Below are 16,149 nucleotides of genomic sequence, written 5' to 3'. Positions count from 1 at the left end.
CTTTTTCAATCCTCGACGTTAATTTGGTGCGAGCGGGACTGGTCAACCGCTATGCCCAGCGACGCCAGGCGATACCAGCGGTGACGGGGAGCACCAGCGCGATCGCCACGCCGGACAGGACTCTGACCAATACGGGGTCTGCCGTGAGCAGCAGCAGCCCCCCGGCGCTGGCCACGGCGAAAGCGACTGCCACATGCCAGACCTTCATGCCCGGGTACCGGGCATAGAGGCTCAGCAGCGCCGTCAGCATGGCCGCCGCAGCGAAGAGCCAGCCTGGATTCAGGCCATGGCCCAGGGCCCCGGTGAACAGGAAGGCGATCGCCAGGCCAATCGTGGTGAACTGGAAGAATGCGCTGGCGCGGGTCGATTTCATGAGTCCGTCCGGTACCTATACGGTGCGTTGGCTGGCAGCGCCTTGGGTTGATAGCCGCTCGATCGCATACCCCAGGGCGAAGCCCGCGATAGCATCGTGGCGCTGGGCATGTTCCTGCAGGAGCGGGGCGAACCACGAATAGTGGAACCCCTGCCCCGCCGCCTGCCGGCCGCAGTGTTCGGCGCGTTCCCGCACCGGGATCGGCACCAGATTGGAAGAGAGAAACCACTGCGCATAGAGCCGCCCGGCGGCAACACCCGTTCGCTCGGTTCCGGCCGCCGTCTGGGTAGCGCCGTGGCGAACGGCCTCCTCCAATACAGGGTCGAGCCGGCAGTGCGCCAGCTCATGCTCAATCACCTCGCGGAGGCGGTAGTCCTGGCCGAAGGGTTCCTCCCCCCAGCCCTCTTCCTCGTCGTCGAGGGAATCATCGAAAAACGGATCGTCGTCCACGGGGCGCTCCTCAAGCATCCTTTGATCCATCATGTCATACCTCGACCGCCGGCTGGGTTTCGACCCGAGCCGCCGTGACGGGGGCATATCCCATCTCATCGGCCATCTCATAGGCCACGCGCCGCCAGTGACGTTGCCAGCGTAACCGGCTGGTGCGTGACGCCAGCTTCGAGGCATCGGAAAAGAACTGGATGGCTGACCGAATACTGTCCAGAAGCTGGCGGCGGACATAGGGGGGGATCTCTGTATCGGCGTGGTAGCGGTGGCCGTTGGCACGCCCAAGCCCCTTCCCCGTCACGGCCTTGGTGATCACCTCTGCACTATGCCCATCGACATCACCATGTTCGGCCTGCCGACGGTCCAGATGCGCCAGGACGATTGCTGTGCTGCCTCGCCGGTTGAACCCGCCAACCTTGCCGGCGACCTTCCCAAGTTCACGATCACCTGCCTTGTGAAGCTCATCACCCGCCAAAGAGAGATTGCGGCTGAACGTTCGTCCCTTCGGGAGACCGGGGGCATGAACCGGCGCGACGCCACCTACTTCGTAGAGCTGGCGCATGGTGTCGATGCGCTCCTTGTAGAGGCCATCGATGGCCATCGTGGCGTGAGCCACCAGCCGGGACAGGGCTGCATCGTCATCGTCGGGGCACACGATCACCCGGGGGCTGGCAATCCCTTCCAGGTAATGGTCGACAGCCTTCTGCAGCGCATCGCTGGCATGCCCCTCGTCGGGTTGGCGAACCTCTCGATGCGCCCACCGTGAATAGTCCGCGTCCACGAAATCCACCGTCATCCCATGCCATTGGCTCGGCGACACGCCACTGTCCTTCAGATGGCGCAGGACCAGGGCCGCGGCCTCCTTGAGGTACCAGGCATAGTGCCCGGGATCATGGTCGTTCTTCTTGCCATGCAGCCGGCGTGGATTGATCCCGATCAGCTGGCATGACGCCACAAGGCCTCCCAGATCGCTGAAATGGAACATTCGCAGGCGTAGCTCGGCCTTGGTGTGCCCGCCGTCGCCTGACAGCTGCCACGTTGCTTCGAAATAGGCGTTGCTCTCAGCGGAGAGGGTGGATCGGGGTGGCTCAGCGCTGAACAGGGCGCCTACATTGGCTACGGGTTTCAGCTGCATGGTGGTCCTCGTGGGCGTGGTTGGTATGCCACGAGATTGCCATGCCTTGCCGGAGGCACACGGGGCTCTACGTGCCCTTGAGGAGCACTTTCGCTAGAAAGGTCACCCCCTGACGGTGACTGGATGCATTGACGCGTTGTGTCACCGGCCAAGCAGAGCGCTTGCGACGCGGGTGTGATGCTTATCTAATGCAACAGCATTCCCAACCAGGTCGCACCATGCGCAAGGCCACAGAGTTTCCCCCAGGCGCTCCGGTCACGATGTCACCGGAAGCTTTCGACAACGCCGTGTTGGTCCTCAAGGCGCTGGGCAGCCGCCCCAGGGCTTCGCTGCTGAGGCTCCTCGCATTTGAGAACGGCATCGAGCACTCGGTGGGAGAAATCGAACAGATCCTGGGGCTCTCCCAGTCCGCCGTGTCCCAGCACCTGCGGATCTTGCGGAAGGCTGGCATCGTGACGACACGACGGGACAGACAGTCCATCTACTACTCGCTGAGCGACGAACGCGTACGAGAGATCCTGCGGATACTGGCCTAATTGGTGGGGAAGCGACGCCGGGAAACGAGGTGTGGCCTCCCATCAGATCGCCGTAACGGGTAGAGCGCCAGACGGCTCCTGGCATCCGGTGTGAAGGGAGAAAGCCGCAATGCCAGCGTATCGGCGGTCTGCCCATCGCGCTTAAACCATTCGAGAGCGATCGGGTCCACCTCGTCATCGAAGGCGGCGATCCCGTGCAGCTGCTGGATACGTGCCTGAACGCGGAGTCGGCGAAACTTCTTGGCAGTCATGACCACTGTGTCGTCCTCGATCAATTCCGGCTTCTTCCGGCCTGTTGGTGCCTATACTACTCACAGCGAGCATCCCGCCAGCGTGGGGCCATCAGGTCGCAACGCGTGTAAGGTGGGCGGGAGGAGGCCCCGGATTCCCGTCCACCGCCTTCAGCAGCCCTACTTTCCCACCATTCGACGCTTATGCAAGGGCACGTCCCTCTTTACAAGCCACCATTCATGGTTCTGATAAAGTTATTGAAGACACTTCTTCCCGAGCTAATGGTAACAGAGCCATCTCCTTGCTCCTCTTTCCTCAAGAAGAGCTTTTCGCTATTAAGCACCCCGCCCCCAAATAAGAATAAGAAATTATCCCCTTGTGATCCACGGCAGCGAGGGCAGGTATTCATCCAATAGCTTCCTCCATATTGCTTCGAATAGCGATACTGAATCGTTCTGGGCCGGGGCTCAGGGGGCGTGTCCTGAGCGAATGGGACCCCGTCCCACCAGAATACAGGGATGCGTTCTTTGCATTTCCAGCATTCCTCCAAAGCAACAATGTATGGCGACTGCCCTGGCCTAAAAACAGTGCTGCATATCCCGCGTGGATAGCCATATTTATCAAGTATATCAATAGTTTCTCTCGCTTCTTCCTTGCAAGATTCGCAAAGAACTGGTTTCAGTGCTGATGCAACCGGCCTCCATACCATACTATCATTCACAACGTCGTATGCATCCAGCTCAATCCAGTAGCAATCAAGGCCTTGGGCTTTCTCGCAAGTAACTTCAGAAGTATTTCTCACCTCTATGCATAGGGCGGGATTCTCATCAAGGAAGGCGACCACATCTACCCTGTAGTCGCCAATAACAACCTCCTCCTCAGCCCTTGTTATGCTTTTCATGCCTATGCTTCTAGCAGTGATCGCATCGCAGTTTTCACAGAGCAGCTCCAGGGTAACACTCCCGCCTCTCGTTATCTCTTCAACTGCCTCTACAATCAACCTTTTCGCGGTTTTGTGAATAACGCTCTCGCCCGAACAATCCGAGTTATTCGTATGGTAGAAGTGCGCAATTCTAACCTCCCCTCTCCGAAGGGAAACCGAGCGCTCGCAGCTTGGGCAACAATAAACTACTCCACGCTCTGCTTTTTCCGCAGAGACAAGGTCGCCATCTGGACCCAATGCGTAGGGGATCTTGGTGTTTGTCTTCATTGCACCTCACCTTTGGCCTAGCCCTCTAACAACCAACCATAATTCAGAACTCTGCCTCAAAATCTAAGTTAAATTCCACGCCTGCATTGCGCGCCTTCTCTAACAGCATGGGACTGCCAGTTTCTACCACTCTCGAATATACCTGGTCGATATACTCTTTCTCTTCAAACGTATCGATATCGCCACAGAAAGAAAAGCTAATCTTTTTATATCTTCCAGATTCTATAAAACCGCTCAGACCTTTTTCGATCCTGGCGCCAACGTATATCCCTACGTCCGCGGTAACGCCAATATTGGCGAGTCGCTCAGGCAAGAAGAACATCTTGTGATCCACCCACACACTAGCTTCGCCTTTCTCCATGCAATAACTATATTGGGCATCCATCACAACAGCACCCACAAGGACGTCCATTTCCCAAACCTCAACCATTTCACCTTGGTGATTGATAAGGTCCGGATAAGGGGTGTCCGAATTCTTGACGGCTTCTATGAACGGCACTCTTGTTTTCTCATCAGACATGCCGTAAGTGATGTTATAAAACCCTCTTTCTAGTGTATGGGGCATGCCATCCATATCAAAGCAGGTATTGTATCTTGCGCCGGGGTCGCGACGTAAACAAGGGTGCTCTTTCATTTCACTTCTCCTTTCACAATACGAATAAGCTGTGGTACGTGATCTTGGAATTCATGTAATCAGTACCACATGCCTCAGACACACCCCTACCCTACCCGGCACTTGCACCCTGGAGGGTGTGCTGAAGTTCCCTTGAGGGACTTTCTAACCAATTCCCCAGGCCCGCCCCCTTGTGTAATCGACGACCCATGACACGATGCCCTGACGGCAACAGGAGGATGCATCGTGTCAGAGCAGCTTACGCCAGGGTTCATGGTGATCCACGGCAACCGCATGGAAGACCTGCAGGAGCTGGTGATCCAGTGGTCCCGCAGCAACCCGCTTCGCCCTCTGGAGCCCGAGGTGGTCCTCGTGCAGTCCAATGGCATCGCCCAGTGGATGCAGATGGCCCTGGGCGCCGACCCGGGCCCGGGGGGCGCCGGCGGCGGCATGGGGATCGCCATGGCCACCGACATCATGCTCCCCGCTCGCTTCCAGTGGCACTCGTACCGCCGCGTCATCGAGGCCGTCGAGGGCGCGGGCGCGGTGCCCACCGCCTCTCCGTTCGACAAGCCCCAGCTGCGCTGGCGTTTGCTGCGTCTTCTGCCGGCCAAGCTGGGCGAGCCCGGGTATGAGCCGCTGGCCAAGTTCCTCGGCGATGACCAGGAGCAGCGCAAGCACTTCCAGCTGGCCGAGCGGCTCGCTGACCTCTACGACCAGTATCAGGTCTATCGGGCCGACTGGCTCGACGAATGGCTCGCCGGCCGCGACCACACGATCAGCCCGCAAGGAGTGGCTCAGCCCCTTGCCGACGAGGATCGCTGGCAGGCCCTCCTGTGGCGCGACATCCATGAGGATGTGCCGACGGCGGCCCGCGAGACCCACCGCGCAGCAGTGCATCGTCGATTCATCGAGGCCGCCCGCCACCTGACGCCCGAGACCCTTCCCGAGGGGCTCCCCCGCCGCGTGGTGGTGTTCGGTATCTCCGCCATGCCCTACCAGTCACTCGAGGCCCTGGAGGCCCTCTCGGGGGCCTGCCAGATCCTGTTGTGTACCATGAACCCTTGCCAGCACTACTGGGGCGACATCGTCGAAGGCAAGGCCCTCCTGCGGGCCGAGTACCGGCGCCAGCGCCACCGCGAGGGCACCCCCGCCGATATCGACATGGCCGACCTGCACCTGCATGCCCACCCCCTCCTGGCCGCCTGGGGCAAGCAGGGACGCGACTACCTCCACCTGCTGGATGAGCGTGACGAGAAGGACGCCTACGCCGGGCTGTTCGATCGGCATGGCCTGCGCATCGACCTGTTCGAGCCCGGAGCAACCCATACCCTGCTGGGCCAGCTCCAGGACGACATCCTGCAGCTGCGGCCGGCGCACGAGTCGCTGAACGAGTGGCCGGCGGTCGACCCCGCCAACGACACCTCGATCCAGTTCACCATCGCCCACAGCCCACAGCGTGAGGTCGAGATCCTCCACGACCAGCTGCTGGCAGCCTTCGCCGCCGACCCGGCGTTGCAACCCCGCGACATCATCGTGATGGTGCCGGATGCGGACACCTTCGCGCCCAATGTCCATGCCGTTTTCGGCCAGTACGGCTACAGCCACCCCCGCTACATCCCCTACGAGCTGGCGGATCAGCGCCAGCGTCACCATGCGCCGCTGCTGGTGGCCCTGGAGACCCTGCTCAACCTGCCGCAGCTGCGGGTCACCGCCAGCGATGTGCTGGATCTGCTCGATGTTCCGGCGCTGCGCCGGCGCTTCGGCATCTCCGAGGCGGACCTGGCGATGCTGCGCCGCTGGATCGGCGGGGCGAATATCCGCTGGGGCCTGCATGGCGAACACCGGGATGCCCTCTCGCTGCCGGGCGACGATGAGCGCAATAGCTGGCGCTTCGGACTCGACCGGATGCTGGCAGGCTTCGCATTCGGCGATGCCGACGACGTCGATGAGGCCGACTGGGAAGACATCGCCCCTTATGGTGAGGTCAGCGGCCTCGATGCCGCCCTGGTCGGACCGCTCTACCAGCTGGCGGACACCCTGGACCACTACTGGCGCGAGCTCTCTACGAACCGCAGCGTGCGTGACTGGGTGCCGCTGCTGTCCCGGCTGCTCGAGGACGTCTTCCAGGCCGACAGTCGCCAGGAGGAGCGTTTGCTGCTGGCGCTCGAGGCCGGGCTGGAGAACTGGTTGGATGAGGCCGATGGCGCCGAGTTCGGTGAACCGCTGCCGCTGAACATCGTCAGGGAAACCTGGCTTGCACGAGTCGACGAGAACCCGCTGTCACAACGCTTCCTCGGCGGCGCCGTGACCTTCGCGACCCTGATGCCGATGCGGGCCATCCCCTTCCAGCACGTCTACCTGCTGGGTATGAATGACGGAGACTACCCGCGGGCCCAGCAGCAGATGGACTTCGACATCATGTCGCGCCCGGGCCAGTACCGCCCGGGGGATCGCTCACGCCGCGAGGACGACCGGTACCTGATGCTCGAGGCCCTGCTGTCGGCTCGCAAGCACCTTTCGATCAGCTGGGTGGGACGCAGCATCCGCGACAACTCGGAACGGGCTGCCTCGGTGCTGGTCGGGCAGCTGCGTGACCATCTCGCCGCGGCCTGGCGGCTGGCGGGCGACGACACCGAGCACAGCGGCGCCCGGCTGGTGGAGGCGCTCACCACCGAGCACCCGCTGCAGCCGTTCAGCGCGACGTACTACCGCGACGGCGAAGCGGCAGCGGGCCTGATCACCTACGCCGACGAATGGGAGCACCTGCACCACGCGCCTCAGGATGCGGCAAGCCATGCCCCGGGCGGAAACGTGCTGAGCGAGTGGCGGCCGGAAACCCCGGTGACCTTGCGCGAGCTGGCCAGCTTCCTCCGTCGCCCCATCGACCAGCTTTACCGCCAGCGCCTCGGGATCTTCTTCCCCGATCAGCAACTGGTCAGCCAGGATGCCGAGCCGTTCGGTTACGACAACCTGGAGGTGTGGAAGCAGCAGGACGCGCTCCTCCAGCCCGTCGGCTTGCAGCTGGCGCTCGATCCCTCCCTCGACCCCGAGACGCTGCTGGAGGCGGCAGTGGATCGGCGCATGCGCGAAGGCGAAATGCCCCATGAGCCGTTCGCCGGCACGGTCGCCGAGGGGCTCACCGCCCCGCTGCTCTCTCAGCTGGCTCGGTACCGGGCCTACCTGCAGGACTCCCCCGTCCGGCGCGACCCCGCCCCGGAAGTGCACTTCGCGCATGGCGAGCTGCTGCTGGAGGACAGCCTGGATCAGGTGGTGGAAAACGCCGCCGGCATGACGTCCCGGGTGGTCCTCGAGACGTCGAAGCTCCACGAGGGCGATCGCGTGAAGTGGACCTCGCTGATCAAGCACTGGCCCTACCACCTGGCGCTGCAGCTGGTCACCGAGAACACCCCGAGCATCATCGTCGGCCAGACCGGTGATGTCATGCTCGATGGCATGAGCGCCGAGGCAGCCCGTGGCACCCTCGGGCAGCTGCTCGACACCTGGTTGACCGGCATGCACGCCCCGCTGCCGCTGACCTGCAAGGCCGCCTTCCTGGCGCTGGACCTCAACCTGTGGGAGGACGACAGCGCCGACCGGCTGAAGGTCGAGACCGCGTTCGAGGAGGAGCTCGAGCAGAGCCTGACCATCGCCCGCCACTACCCGGACTTCGCTTCGCTGGACCCCGACGGGCGGTTCCGTGAGCTCGCCACCACGCTCTACGCCCCCCTGCGCCAGCAGGTCTACCAGGAGACGAACTGATGTCGCTTGTTCTTGATCTGCCCCTGCGTGGCAGCCAGCTGATCGAAGCCAGTGCCGGTACCGGCAAGACCTTCACCATCGCCCTGCTCTACGTTCGCCTCGTGCTAGGCCATGGCATGCCGGAGGACGACGAGCAGCCTCGTGACAACGGCTTCGGCCGGCTGCTGACCCCGCCGGAGATCCTGGTGGTGACCTTCACCGAGGCCGCGACCCAGGAGCTCAAGGGACGCATCCGGCAGCGCCTAGTGGAGGCGGCCGACGCCTTCCGCGAAGACCCGGAGACGGCAGACCTTGCCAGCGGCGACCCGTTGCTGGCGCTGCGCAACGAGTATCCCCCGGCCGCCTGGAAGACCTGTGCTCGCCGGCTGCAGATGGCGGCGGAGTGGATGGATGACGCCGCGGTCTCCACGATCCACAGCTGGTGCTACAAGATGCTGGTGGAGCATGCCTTCGACAGCGGCAACCTGTTCGCCCAGACCCTGCTGTCCGATCAGACCGAGGTGATCGCCGAAGCGGTGCAGGACTACTGGCGCACGCGCTTCTACCCCCTCTCTCCCGCGCTTGCCGCCATGGTCTATGAGGAGTTCAAGTCGCCGGATGAGCTGCGCAAGGCGGTCAAGGACCTGCTCAAGCGCGAAGAGGCACGCCTTGAGTTCAACGAGGCCCCGGTGGACCCGCGCCCCCTGGACGTGAAACTCGCCGAGATGGGCAGTCGCACCCAGGGCGCACGCGACGCCGAGCAGCAGGCCCGTGACGCCTGGCTGGGCGACCAGGAGGCCCTGCGAGCCCAGCTGTGGGAGCTGCGTGCCGGCATGAACGGCAACTCCTTCCGGGGCAAGGACGATGACGACACCTTTGCCGAATGGGTCGAGGGTGTCGAGGCGTGGGCCCATGGCGGGCCCGCCAACGACTTCCTGCCCAAGCTGGGCGCCCAGACCATGAAGCTCAAGAAGGGGCATGCGGTACCGGACCACCCCTTCTACGCGCTCGTGGATGCGTGGCAGAGCGTTGCCGCGTTGATACCGAATCTGCGTCCGCACCTGCTGGCCGACGCTCGCGACTGGGTCCTCGAGGCGATCCAGCGCCAGCTGCAGAGTCGGGCCGAGATGGGCTTCGATGACCTGCTCAATCGCCTGGACGCGGCGCTCGCCGGCGAGAATGGGCCGGCGCTGGCACAACGGATCAGAGAGCAGTTCCCGGTCGCCATGATCGACGAGTTCCAGGACACCGACCCTCTGCAGTACCGCATCTTCGAGCAGGTCTATCGCGTCAGCGCCAACGACGAGCAGACCGGGATCATCCTGATCGGTGACCCCAAGCAGGCCATCTACTCGTTCCGGGGTGCCGATATTCGCACCTACCTCAAGGCCAAGCAGGATACGGCGGAGCGGCTGTACACCCTGGACCGCAACTTCCGCTCGAGCGACGCCATGGTCCAGGCCGTGAACGCGCTGTTCGCCCACGCCGAACAGCACCCGGCCGGCGCCTTCCGCTTCCGGGCCGAGGGCCATGACCCACTCCCCTTCCACCCGGTCAAGGCCAAGGGGCGTGAGGAGGTACTGGTGCTGCAGGGCCAGCCGGCCCCGGCCCTGAATGCCTGGTGGCTGGCACCGGATGACAAGGTGCGTCCCAAGGTCTACCAGAAGACTATGGCCGAGCACGCCGCCGAGCAGCTCGCCCAGTGGCTCCAGCAGGCCCGTGAGGGGCAGGCAGGGTTCCAGGCGGGTGATACCCTCACGCCGCTCAAGCCGTCCGATGTGGCGATCCTGGTGCGCGACAAGAACGAGGCCGCGGTCATGCGCGAGGCACTGAGCCGGCGCCAGCTGGCCAGCGCCTTCCTGTCCGATCGAGACAGCGTCTTCGCCAGCGAAGAGGCCCGAGATCTCCTCTACTGGCTGCAGGCCTGCGCCAGCCCCGATCACGACGGTCATGTCCGTACCGCCCTGGCGACCCCGACCCTGGGGCTCGATCTCGCCTGGCTGGATCGATTGACCTCGGACGAACTGGAGTGGGAGGCCTATCAGTACCGCTTCCACCGCTACCGTCAGCGCTGGCAGGCCGTCGGTGTGTTGCCGATGCTGCGACTCATGATCCACGAGTTCGACCTGGCCCGCCGGCTGCTGGCCGAGACCGGGGGCGAACGGCGCCTGACCAATGTCCTGCACCTCGCCGAATGGGCTCAGCAGGCCAGCGAGCTGCTCGACGGCGAGCAGGCGCTGATCCGCGAGCTCGCCGAGCACATCAACAACCCCACCGGTGAAGAGCAGGTGCTGCGCCTGGAGAGCGACGCGGAGCTGATCAAGGTGGTGACCATCCACAAGTCCAAGGGACTCGAGTACCCCCTGGTGTTGCTGCCCTTCATCAGCCACTGGAACGAGGTCGATGGGCGCCGCGGCCGACCCACCTACGACAAGGACGGCCTGGTGATCGAGCTGGGCAAGAAGAAGGACGCGCCCTACGCGTTCAGCGAGGCCGACGACGAGCGTCTCTCCGAGGACATGCGCCTGCTCTACGTTGCTCTGACCCGGGCCCGGCACGCCGCCTTCCTGGGTATCGCCCCGCTGGCCCCGGGCAACGCCAAGCTCCCCCAACTGCACAAGGGCAGCCTGGGCTACCTGCTGGCCGGGGGGCAGCCGATGAAGTCAGCCGCTGAGCTCGAAGACAAGGCACAGGAAGCCCTGGCCGGGTGCGGGGAGGTGGCCTGGTCAGTGGTCGACGAGGACGTGTCCTGTACCGTCGTGCCGCCGAGCGTCGATGCCGCCACCTTCCAGCCGGCCCGTCGACCGACCCACGTGGCCTTTGCCCCGTGGTGGATCAGCAGCTACACCGCGATCGTGGAGCGCGGTGGCGCTACCTCCAGTGACCTGGCCCCCGACACGCCGGCGCAGGCCACCCAGGCGGATGAGGCCAGTGTTTACCTGGGCCAAGCCTCGGGCACGCCTGCCCCGGGCACGATCCACGCCTTTGCCCGCGGCCCCGAGGCCGGCAACTTCCTCCATGGCGTCCTGGAGTGGGCCGGTCAGAAGGGCTTCGCTCAGGCCCTCGCGGAGACCACCGAACGCCGCCAGATGATCGAGCGTCGGTGCCGGGTGCGCGGCTGGGAGCAGGAGGCAAAGGGGCTGGATGAGTGGCTCACGACGCTTCTGCAGACCCCGCTGCTGGCAGAGGCCCCGGGTATGGCCCCGGTGGGGCTGTCGCGCTACCTGGTCGAGCAGGACTTCTGGTTCGGCGTGCACCAGGTGGCGACCCCGGCGCTGGACCAGCTCCTGCAGGCTCACACCCTCGGCGGTATCCGCCGGCCGGCCCTTGCGTATAACCGGCTCAATGGGATGCTCAAGGGGTTCATCGACCTGACCGTGGAGCACGAGGGGCGCTACTACGTCCTCGACTGGAAATCGAACTGGCTGGGGCCTGACGCCGGGCACTATCACCCCGCCGCGATGCGCCAGTCCATGGCGGAGAAACGCCATGACGTCCAGCTGGCCCTGTACCTGCTGGCGCTCCATCGCCACCTGCGGCAGCGCCTGCCGGACTACGACTACGACACCCACGTAGGCGGCGCCCTGTACGTCTACCTGCGGGGTACCGGGGAGCCCGGGCGCGGGGTCTACCACGAGAAACCGTCACGCGAGCTGATCGAGGCCCTGGACGCCCTGTTCGCTGATGCCACCGCCACTGCTGAGGAGATTGCCTGATGGCGACGGATACCCTGCCGCTGATGCCCACCGGGGCTGACGCCCCACTGCAAGGCACCCAGGCCATGGTCACGCTGCTCCGTCAGTGGCGTGACGCCGGCTGGGTACGCGCCCTGGATACCGCTTTCGCCGAGTTCCTGGCCCGCCAGCGTCCGGACGTCGACCCCATGGTGCTGCTGGCCGGGACCTTGGCCAGCCATCAGAGTGGCCGTGGCCACCTGCTGCTCGACCTGGAAGAGGTACTGCGCAACCCAGGCGGTGCTGTGGTCCAGGTGGATCTCGCACCGAACGACACCCAGCCGGCAACGACGCCGGAAGACCTGATGGGCTGGATCGATCTGGCGGCCTGGCGGGAGGCACTGGCGCACAGCGAGCTGGTCAGCATCGAGGGCGCCGAACGCCGGCCCCTGGTGCTGCGGGACAACCAGCTCTACCTGCACCGCTACTGGCGCTATGAGCGCGATATCACCCGCGCCATCGAGGACAAGCTCGCACAGGCCCGGGACATCGATGAGGCCAGAATGGCGGAGCTCCTCGAGGCGTTGTTCCCGGGCAACCCCGAGGGGCCATCACCGGACTGGCAGAAGCTCGCCTGCGCGATCGCCGCTCGCACGCACTTCAGCGTGATCACCGGCGGGCCCGGTACCGGCAAGACCACCACGGTCGTGAAGCTGCTGGCGCTGCTCCAGGCCTTGGCCTTGGCGCCAGGTGACACCTCGCCCCTGCGGATTCGCCTGGCCGCGCCAACCGGCAAGGCAGCGGCACGCCTCAATGAGTCGATCGCCGCTCAGGTATCGTCGCTGGCGCTGGAGGGCATTCCCAATGCCGATGCCGTTCGCGCCGCGGTTCCCACCGACGTCACGACGCTACATCGACTGCTGGGGGCCCGGCCTGACACCCGCAAGTTCCGTCATCACCGGCTCAACCCGCTGCCGGCGGAGATCGTAGTGGTCGATGAGGGCTCGATGATCGATGTCGAGATGATGGTCAGCCTGCTGGATGCCCTTCCCGCCCACGCTGCATTGATCCTGCTGGGGGACAAGGACCAGCTGGCCTCCGTGGAAGCTGGCGCCATCCTCGGTAGTCTGTGCGCCCAGGCGGTGGAGGGACACTACACCCCTGAGACCCAGGCCTGGCTGACCCGGGTGGCGGGTGACGGCCCGGAGCCGGCCCTGGTGTGCCGGCCGGCGAGGCGGCTGGATCAGTCGATCGCCATGCTCCGACACAGCTACCGCTTCGGGGCCAACAGCGGCATTGGGCGGTTGGCGCGGGCAATCAACACCAATCAGCCAGGGGAGGTCAGCAAGATCCTCGCTGACACGTCACGACAGGATCTTCACCGGCTTTCCCTGGAGGAGATCGGGGATGCTGCCCTCGAGGCCCTGGTGGTGAACGGCGTGCCCGGGCGCGGGCATGGCTATGCCCACTACCTCGAGGTGCTGGAGAAGAACCGGCCGGACAACATGGCCGGCAAGGAGGCCTTCGATGCCTGGGCCGCGCAGGTGATTGCCGCGCACAGCCAGTTCCAGCTGCTCTGCTCGCTGCGTCGTGGGCCGGCTGGGGTCGAGGGGCTGACGCCTCGCATCGAGGCCCAGCTGGTCGCCTCTGGCCACCTGCCCCAGGATGCCGGCGGGAGCCACTGGTATGAGGGCCGGCCCGTACTGGTTACGGGCAACGACTACAGCCTGAAGTTGATGAATGGGGATATCGGGATCACCCTGCGGGTGCCGGTCAACGAAGCCACGGGCGACATGGGTCTGCGCGTGGCCTTTCCGGCGGGTGATGGGTCAGGAGGGATTCGCTGGGTGCTGCCGAGCCGTCTGCAGCGGATTGAGACGGTGTTCGCCATGACGGTTCACAAGTCACAGGGCTCGGAGTTCGCTCACGCCGCGCTGGTGATGCCGGACGCGCCGAACCCGATCGCGACGCGAGAGCTCTTCTATACCGCAGTGACGCGGGCCAAGCAGCTCTTCACCCTGGTGGAGACGCGGGCGGATATCACCCAGCAGGTGGTGCGCAGCAGGACACAGCGGGCGAGCCGGTTATTCAGCGTGGGGTAGAGGAGACAACGGCGCGGCTGGCTTGGGCTGGCCGCGCCGATGGGTAAATCCGGGCGGCGGTGAGGTGAATACCATCAATGCAGAATCAGCGCTTATTGAATGTATCATTCTCAACAAGGCCAAATACTGAAAAAAGTTGTTTCATTGATCCAGCTCGCCAAATCAAATTAACCTTGTGCTCTAGGTCTTTCTTAGAGATGCCAAAATGGTAGATATAATTTTCATTTTTCTCCAGCCGCCTTACCACTTCCTCCTTAACACTATCAAATGTGATCCGTGTATCACGCATCTCAACATCAATAATCCACGCCGAACATAATCGTGAAAAGAATCGCTGCCGCTTAGTAACGCCCCAGGGACCAATGACTTTTGTATTATGAAGGGTTCTTATAGGGCCTTCTAGCGGGACTATCATTGCATTTTCCATCGTAGCTGGCAGGGTTTTTCTCTTCCCTCTTGGCACTTTTAGATGATAAGCATGGAACGGTGTAATAATTTCACCATCCTCGCTCAGAAACAACATCGTGTTATCCATGTCTTGAATAACGCGGCCCTCGCTGGGATAATCACTATCAAAGCGCTTGCTGTGTATACCGGCTATCATTTCAACCCCGACCAGCCAAGCACATGTCATGACACCCCCTGCCACTCCGAGCGAGGCGGCCTGGAAAAAAGATCGTGCTGGGAAAGGTGCTGACGCCTCCCCCAGAACAGCGTCAATAAAGTAGGGAGCGACAACTATTGCTGCTCCCAAGCCAGCCATCAAGGGGATAATGTATACAGATAGGAACGCCGCGTATTTTAAGTACCGCATAGAACATCTCCATTATAAATACGGAATATAGATCTCCCCAGGCAAACCCAGGCGTTAGATAAAGGTTCTGCAAGAGACCACTTCGCTGAAGTGGTCTACACTCTCCTAGCAATGAGATGGCGCACTGGCCATTTATAGACTGGGGTTAGTGTTCCTCAAAAGCCACCGGGGCTGGTCCATGGCTCTTTCTTCTAACAACGACCGTCCCGGCAATTTTATCGTGCCACCCTTGTTTCCTCGAATCAAAGGCAACCCAAATAATGCCAAGACCCAAAGGTATAAAGGACACGTAATAGGCGACATATCTAACAATCAGTCTTTGCGTACTTACTGGACACCCTGTCCGTGCATCGACGATTCGAGCTGAAACAGCCATCTTACCTGGCGTCGCCTGTTTGATTCTCCAAAACCCAATAGCTAATATGGCTGGCAACACCCAATTTATGAATAGCTCCGCTCTTCTGACAATCCATTCGGTGCTAGTCCAATACTCCCAGCCATATATATATGTTAGCAGTGGCCACATGACAGCGAACAACAACACAGTGTCGATCAAGTAGAGGGGATTTGCCTCGGCATACAGATAGGGATTCAGCCCGCCCGCCAGCCCAATCGGATCACTGGTCAGGTAGCGCCCGGTCTGCGGGTCGTAATAGCGGCGCCAGTTGTAGTGGAGCCCGGTCTCGGCGTCGAGGTACTGGCCCGGGAAGCGCAGGTTGAACGTCAGGCTACCGGTGGTGATGGCGAATGCCCTGCCAAAGGGCCAGTAGCGGCCCTCCCAGGCGATGGCGCCGGTGTCATCGGTCAGCACCTGGGGTGTGCCCAGGTGATCGACGTGGACCTGGTAGATCGCATCGTCGGTGAGATAGGCCAGCGGGGTGCCGTCCAGCCATACGATCTCGTTGGGGCCCAGGCCGGCGCCAACCACCATTTCGCTGAGCAGCTCGCCCCCGGGGCCGTAGAAGAACCGGGTCGTGGTGCCGTTGACGGTCTTGCTGGTGCGCTGGTGGTGGACGTTGTAGGCGTAGGTCGCCTTGGTGCCATCCACCGTGGCCTCGATCAGCCGGTGGTGGCTGTCGTAGACGAAGGTGTCCTGGCCGCGCTGCACGAGGTTGCCGGCGGCGTCGTGCTGGTAGCTCTGGGTTTCGGCCTCGAGCAACCAGTTGTTGCTGCGGTTGACCTGGTAGCTGTGCCGCTGGCCGTCGCTGAGCCGCGCCGTGCGGTTGGCGTTGTGGTCGTATTCGAAGCCCAGGGCGCCGTAGCCGCCGGTGGC

The 16,149-nt window shown here is 63.0% G+C and carries 12 protein-coding genes; 4 read left to right on the top strand and 8 right to left on the bottom strand.

Annotated features, from left to right (window positions below):
• Nucleotides 1-49: 49 nt before the first annotated feature.
• From ACOMD9_RS19350 to ACOMD9_RS19340, 3 genes are read right to left on the bottom strand one after another with little or no spacing between them, the layout of a single operon-like run.
• Nucleotides 50-373 (bottom strand): hypothetical protein, encoded by a 324-nt coding sequence (locus ACOMD9_RS19350; RefSeq protein WP_421417625.1) that lies wholly within the window; start codon nucleotides 371-373, stop codon nucleotides 50-52.
• Nucleotides 374-388: 15 nt separating this feature from the next.
• Nucleotides 389-823 carry a hypothetical protein gene (locus ACOMD9_RS19345; protein WP_421417624.1) on the bottom strand — a complete coding sequence of 145 codons (435 nt, stop codon included), beginning with the start codon at nucleotides 821-823 and terminating at the stop codon, nucleotides 389-391.
• Nucleotides 824-857: 34 nt separating this feature from the next.
• A complete protein-coding gene (locus ACOMD9_RS19340; protein ID WP_421417623.1) occupies nucleotides 858-1,955 on the bottom strand; it encodes a hypothetical protein in 1,098 nt (365 codons plus the stop codon).
• Nucleotides 1,956-2,173: 218 nt separating this feature from the next.
• On the opposite strand from ACOMD9_RS19340, the gene ACOMD9_RS19335 reads away from it, so the two are divergent.
• Nucleotides 2,174-2,491 carry an ArsR/SmtB family transcription factor gene (locus ACOMD9_RS19335; protein WP_421417622.1) on the top strand — a complete coding sequence of 106 codons (318 nt, stop codon included), beginning with the start codon at nucleotides 2,174-2,176 and terminating at the stop codon, nucleotides 2,489-2,491.
• Here the strand turns inward: ACOMD9_RS19335 and ACOMD9_RS19330 are convergent.
• From ACOMD9_RS19330 to ACOMD9_RS19320, 3 genes are all read right to left on the bottom strand, one after another.
• Entirely contained in the window at nucleotides 2,488-2,742 is a 255-nt protein-coding gene (locus ACOMD9_RS19330; RefSeq protein ID WP_421417621.1) for a hypothetical protein, read from the bottom strand. The genes ACOMD9_RS19335 and ACOMD9_RS19330 overlap by 4 nt on opposite strands.
• A 203-nt stretch (nucleotides 2,743-2,945) precedes the next feature.
• Complete coding sequence (locus tag ACOMD9_RS19325; RefSeq protein ID WP_421417620.1) at nucleotides 2,946-3,932, bottom strand: competence protein CoiA family protein; 987 nt, start codon at nucleotides 3,930-3,932, stop codon at nucleotides 2,946-2,948.
• Nucleotides 3,933-3,975: 43 nt separating this feature from the next.
• The gene (locus ACOMD9_RS19320; protein ID WP_421417619.1) at nucleotides 3,976-4,566 is read right to left on the bottom strand and encodes a hypothetical protein; all 591 of its coding nucleotides are present in this window, start codon (nucleotides 4,564-4,566) and stop codon (nucleotides 3,976-3,978) included.
• A gap of 225 nt (nucleotides 4,567-4,791) precedes the next feature.
• Here ACOMD9_RS19320 and recC point away from each other — a divergent pair, with 225 nt between their 5' ends.
• From recC to recD, 3 genes are read left to right on the top strand one after another with little or no spacing between them, the layout of a single operon-like run.
• Complete coding sequence (gene recC, locus ACOMD9_RS19315) at nucleotides 4,792-8,307, top strand: exodeoxyribonuclease V subunit gamma (protein WP_421417618.1); 3,516 nt, start codon at nucleotides 4,792-4,794, stop codon at nucleotides 8,305-8,307.
• Nucleotides 8,307-12,002, top strand: coding sequence for an exodeoxyribonuclease V subunit beta (gene recB / locus ACOMD9_RS19310; protein WP_421417617.1), 3,696 nt, complete (start codon nucleotides 8,307-8,309; stop codon nucleotides 12,000-12,002). Before recC ends, recB begins: the two co-directional genes overlap by 1 nt.
• Entirely contained in the window at nucleotides 12,002-14,062 is a 2,061-nt protein-coding gene (gene recD / locus ACOMD9_RS19305) for an exodeoxyribonuclease V subunit alpha (RefSeq protein WP_421417616.1), read from the top strand. The genes recB and recD overlap by 1 nt, the downstream gene beginning before the upstream one ends.
• An 85-nt stretch (nucleotides 14,063-14,147) precedes the next feature.
• Here recD and ACOMD9_RS19300 read toward each other — a convergent pair whose 3' ends face one another.
• Nucleotides 14,148-14,876 carry a hypothetical protein gene (locus ACOMD9_RS19300; RefSeq protein ID WP_421417615.1) on the bottom strand — a complete coding sequence of 243 codons (729 nt, stop codon included), beginning with the start codon at nucleotides 14,874-14,876 and terminating at the stop codon, nucleotides 14,148-14,150.
• A 145-nt stretch (nucleotides 14,877-15,021) separates the two neighbouring features.
• Nucleotides 15,022-16,149 (bottom strand): RHS repeat-associated core domain-containing protein (locus ACOMD9_RS19295; RefSeq protein WP_421417614.1); only part of this gene is annotated, 1,128 nt, incomplete at its 5' end.

The sequence above is a fragment of the Halomonas terrestris genome, from assembly GCF_049166755.1.
GTDB lineage: Bacteria > Pseudomonadota > Gammaproteobacteria > Pseudomonadales > Halomonadaceae > Halomonas.
This window is presented reverse-complemented; position numbering and strand designations above follow the sequence as displayed.

Bases quoted from the DNA above. Each gene is read 5' to 3' on its own strand.
- ACOMD9_RS19325 (WP_421417620.1), bottom strand. From the start codon at position 3,932: ATGAAGACAAACACCAAGATCCCCTACGCATTGGGTCCAGATGGCGAC.
- ACOMD9_RS19335 (WP_421417622.1), top strand. From the start codon at position 2,174: ATGCGCAAGGCCACAGAGTTTCCCCCAGGCGCTCCGGTCACGATGTCA.
- ACOMD9_RS19330 (WP_421417621.1), bottom strand. From the start codon at position 2,742: ATGACTGCCAAGAAGTTTCGCCGACTCCGCGTTCAGGCACGTATCCAG.
- ACOMD9_RS19350 (WP_421417625.1), bottom strand. From the start codon at position 373: ATGAAATCGACCCGCGCCAGCGCATTCTTCCAGTTCACCACGATTGGC.
- ACOMD9_RS19340 (WP_421417623.1), bottom strand. From the start codon at position 1,955: ATGCAGCTGAAACCCGTAGCCAATGTAGGCGCCCTGTTCAGCGCTGAG.
- recB (WP_421417617.1), top strand. From the start codon at position 8,307: ATGTCGCTTGTTCTTGATCTGCCCCTGCGTGGCAGCCAGCTGATCGAA.
- ACOMD9_RS19320 (WP_421417619.1), bottom strand. From the start codon at position 4,566: ATGAAAGAGCACCCTTGTTTACGTCGCGACCCCGGCGCAAGATACAAT.
- ACOMD9_RS19300 (WP_421417615.1), bottom strand. From the start codon at position 14,876: ATGCGGTACTTAAAATACGCGGCGTTCCTATCTGTATACATTATCCCC.
- recD (WP_421417616.1), top strand. From the start codon at position 12,002: ATGGCGACGGATACCCTGCCGCTGATGCCCACCGGGGCTGACGCCCCA.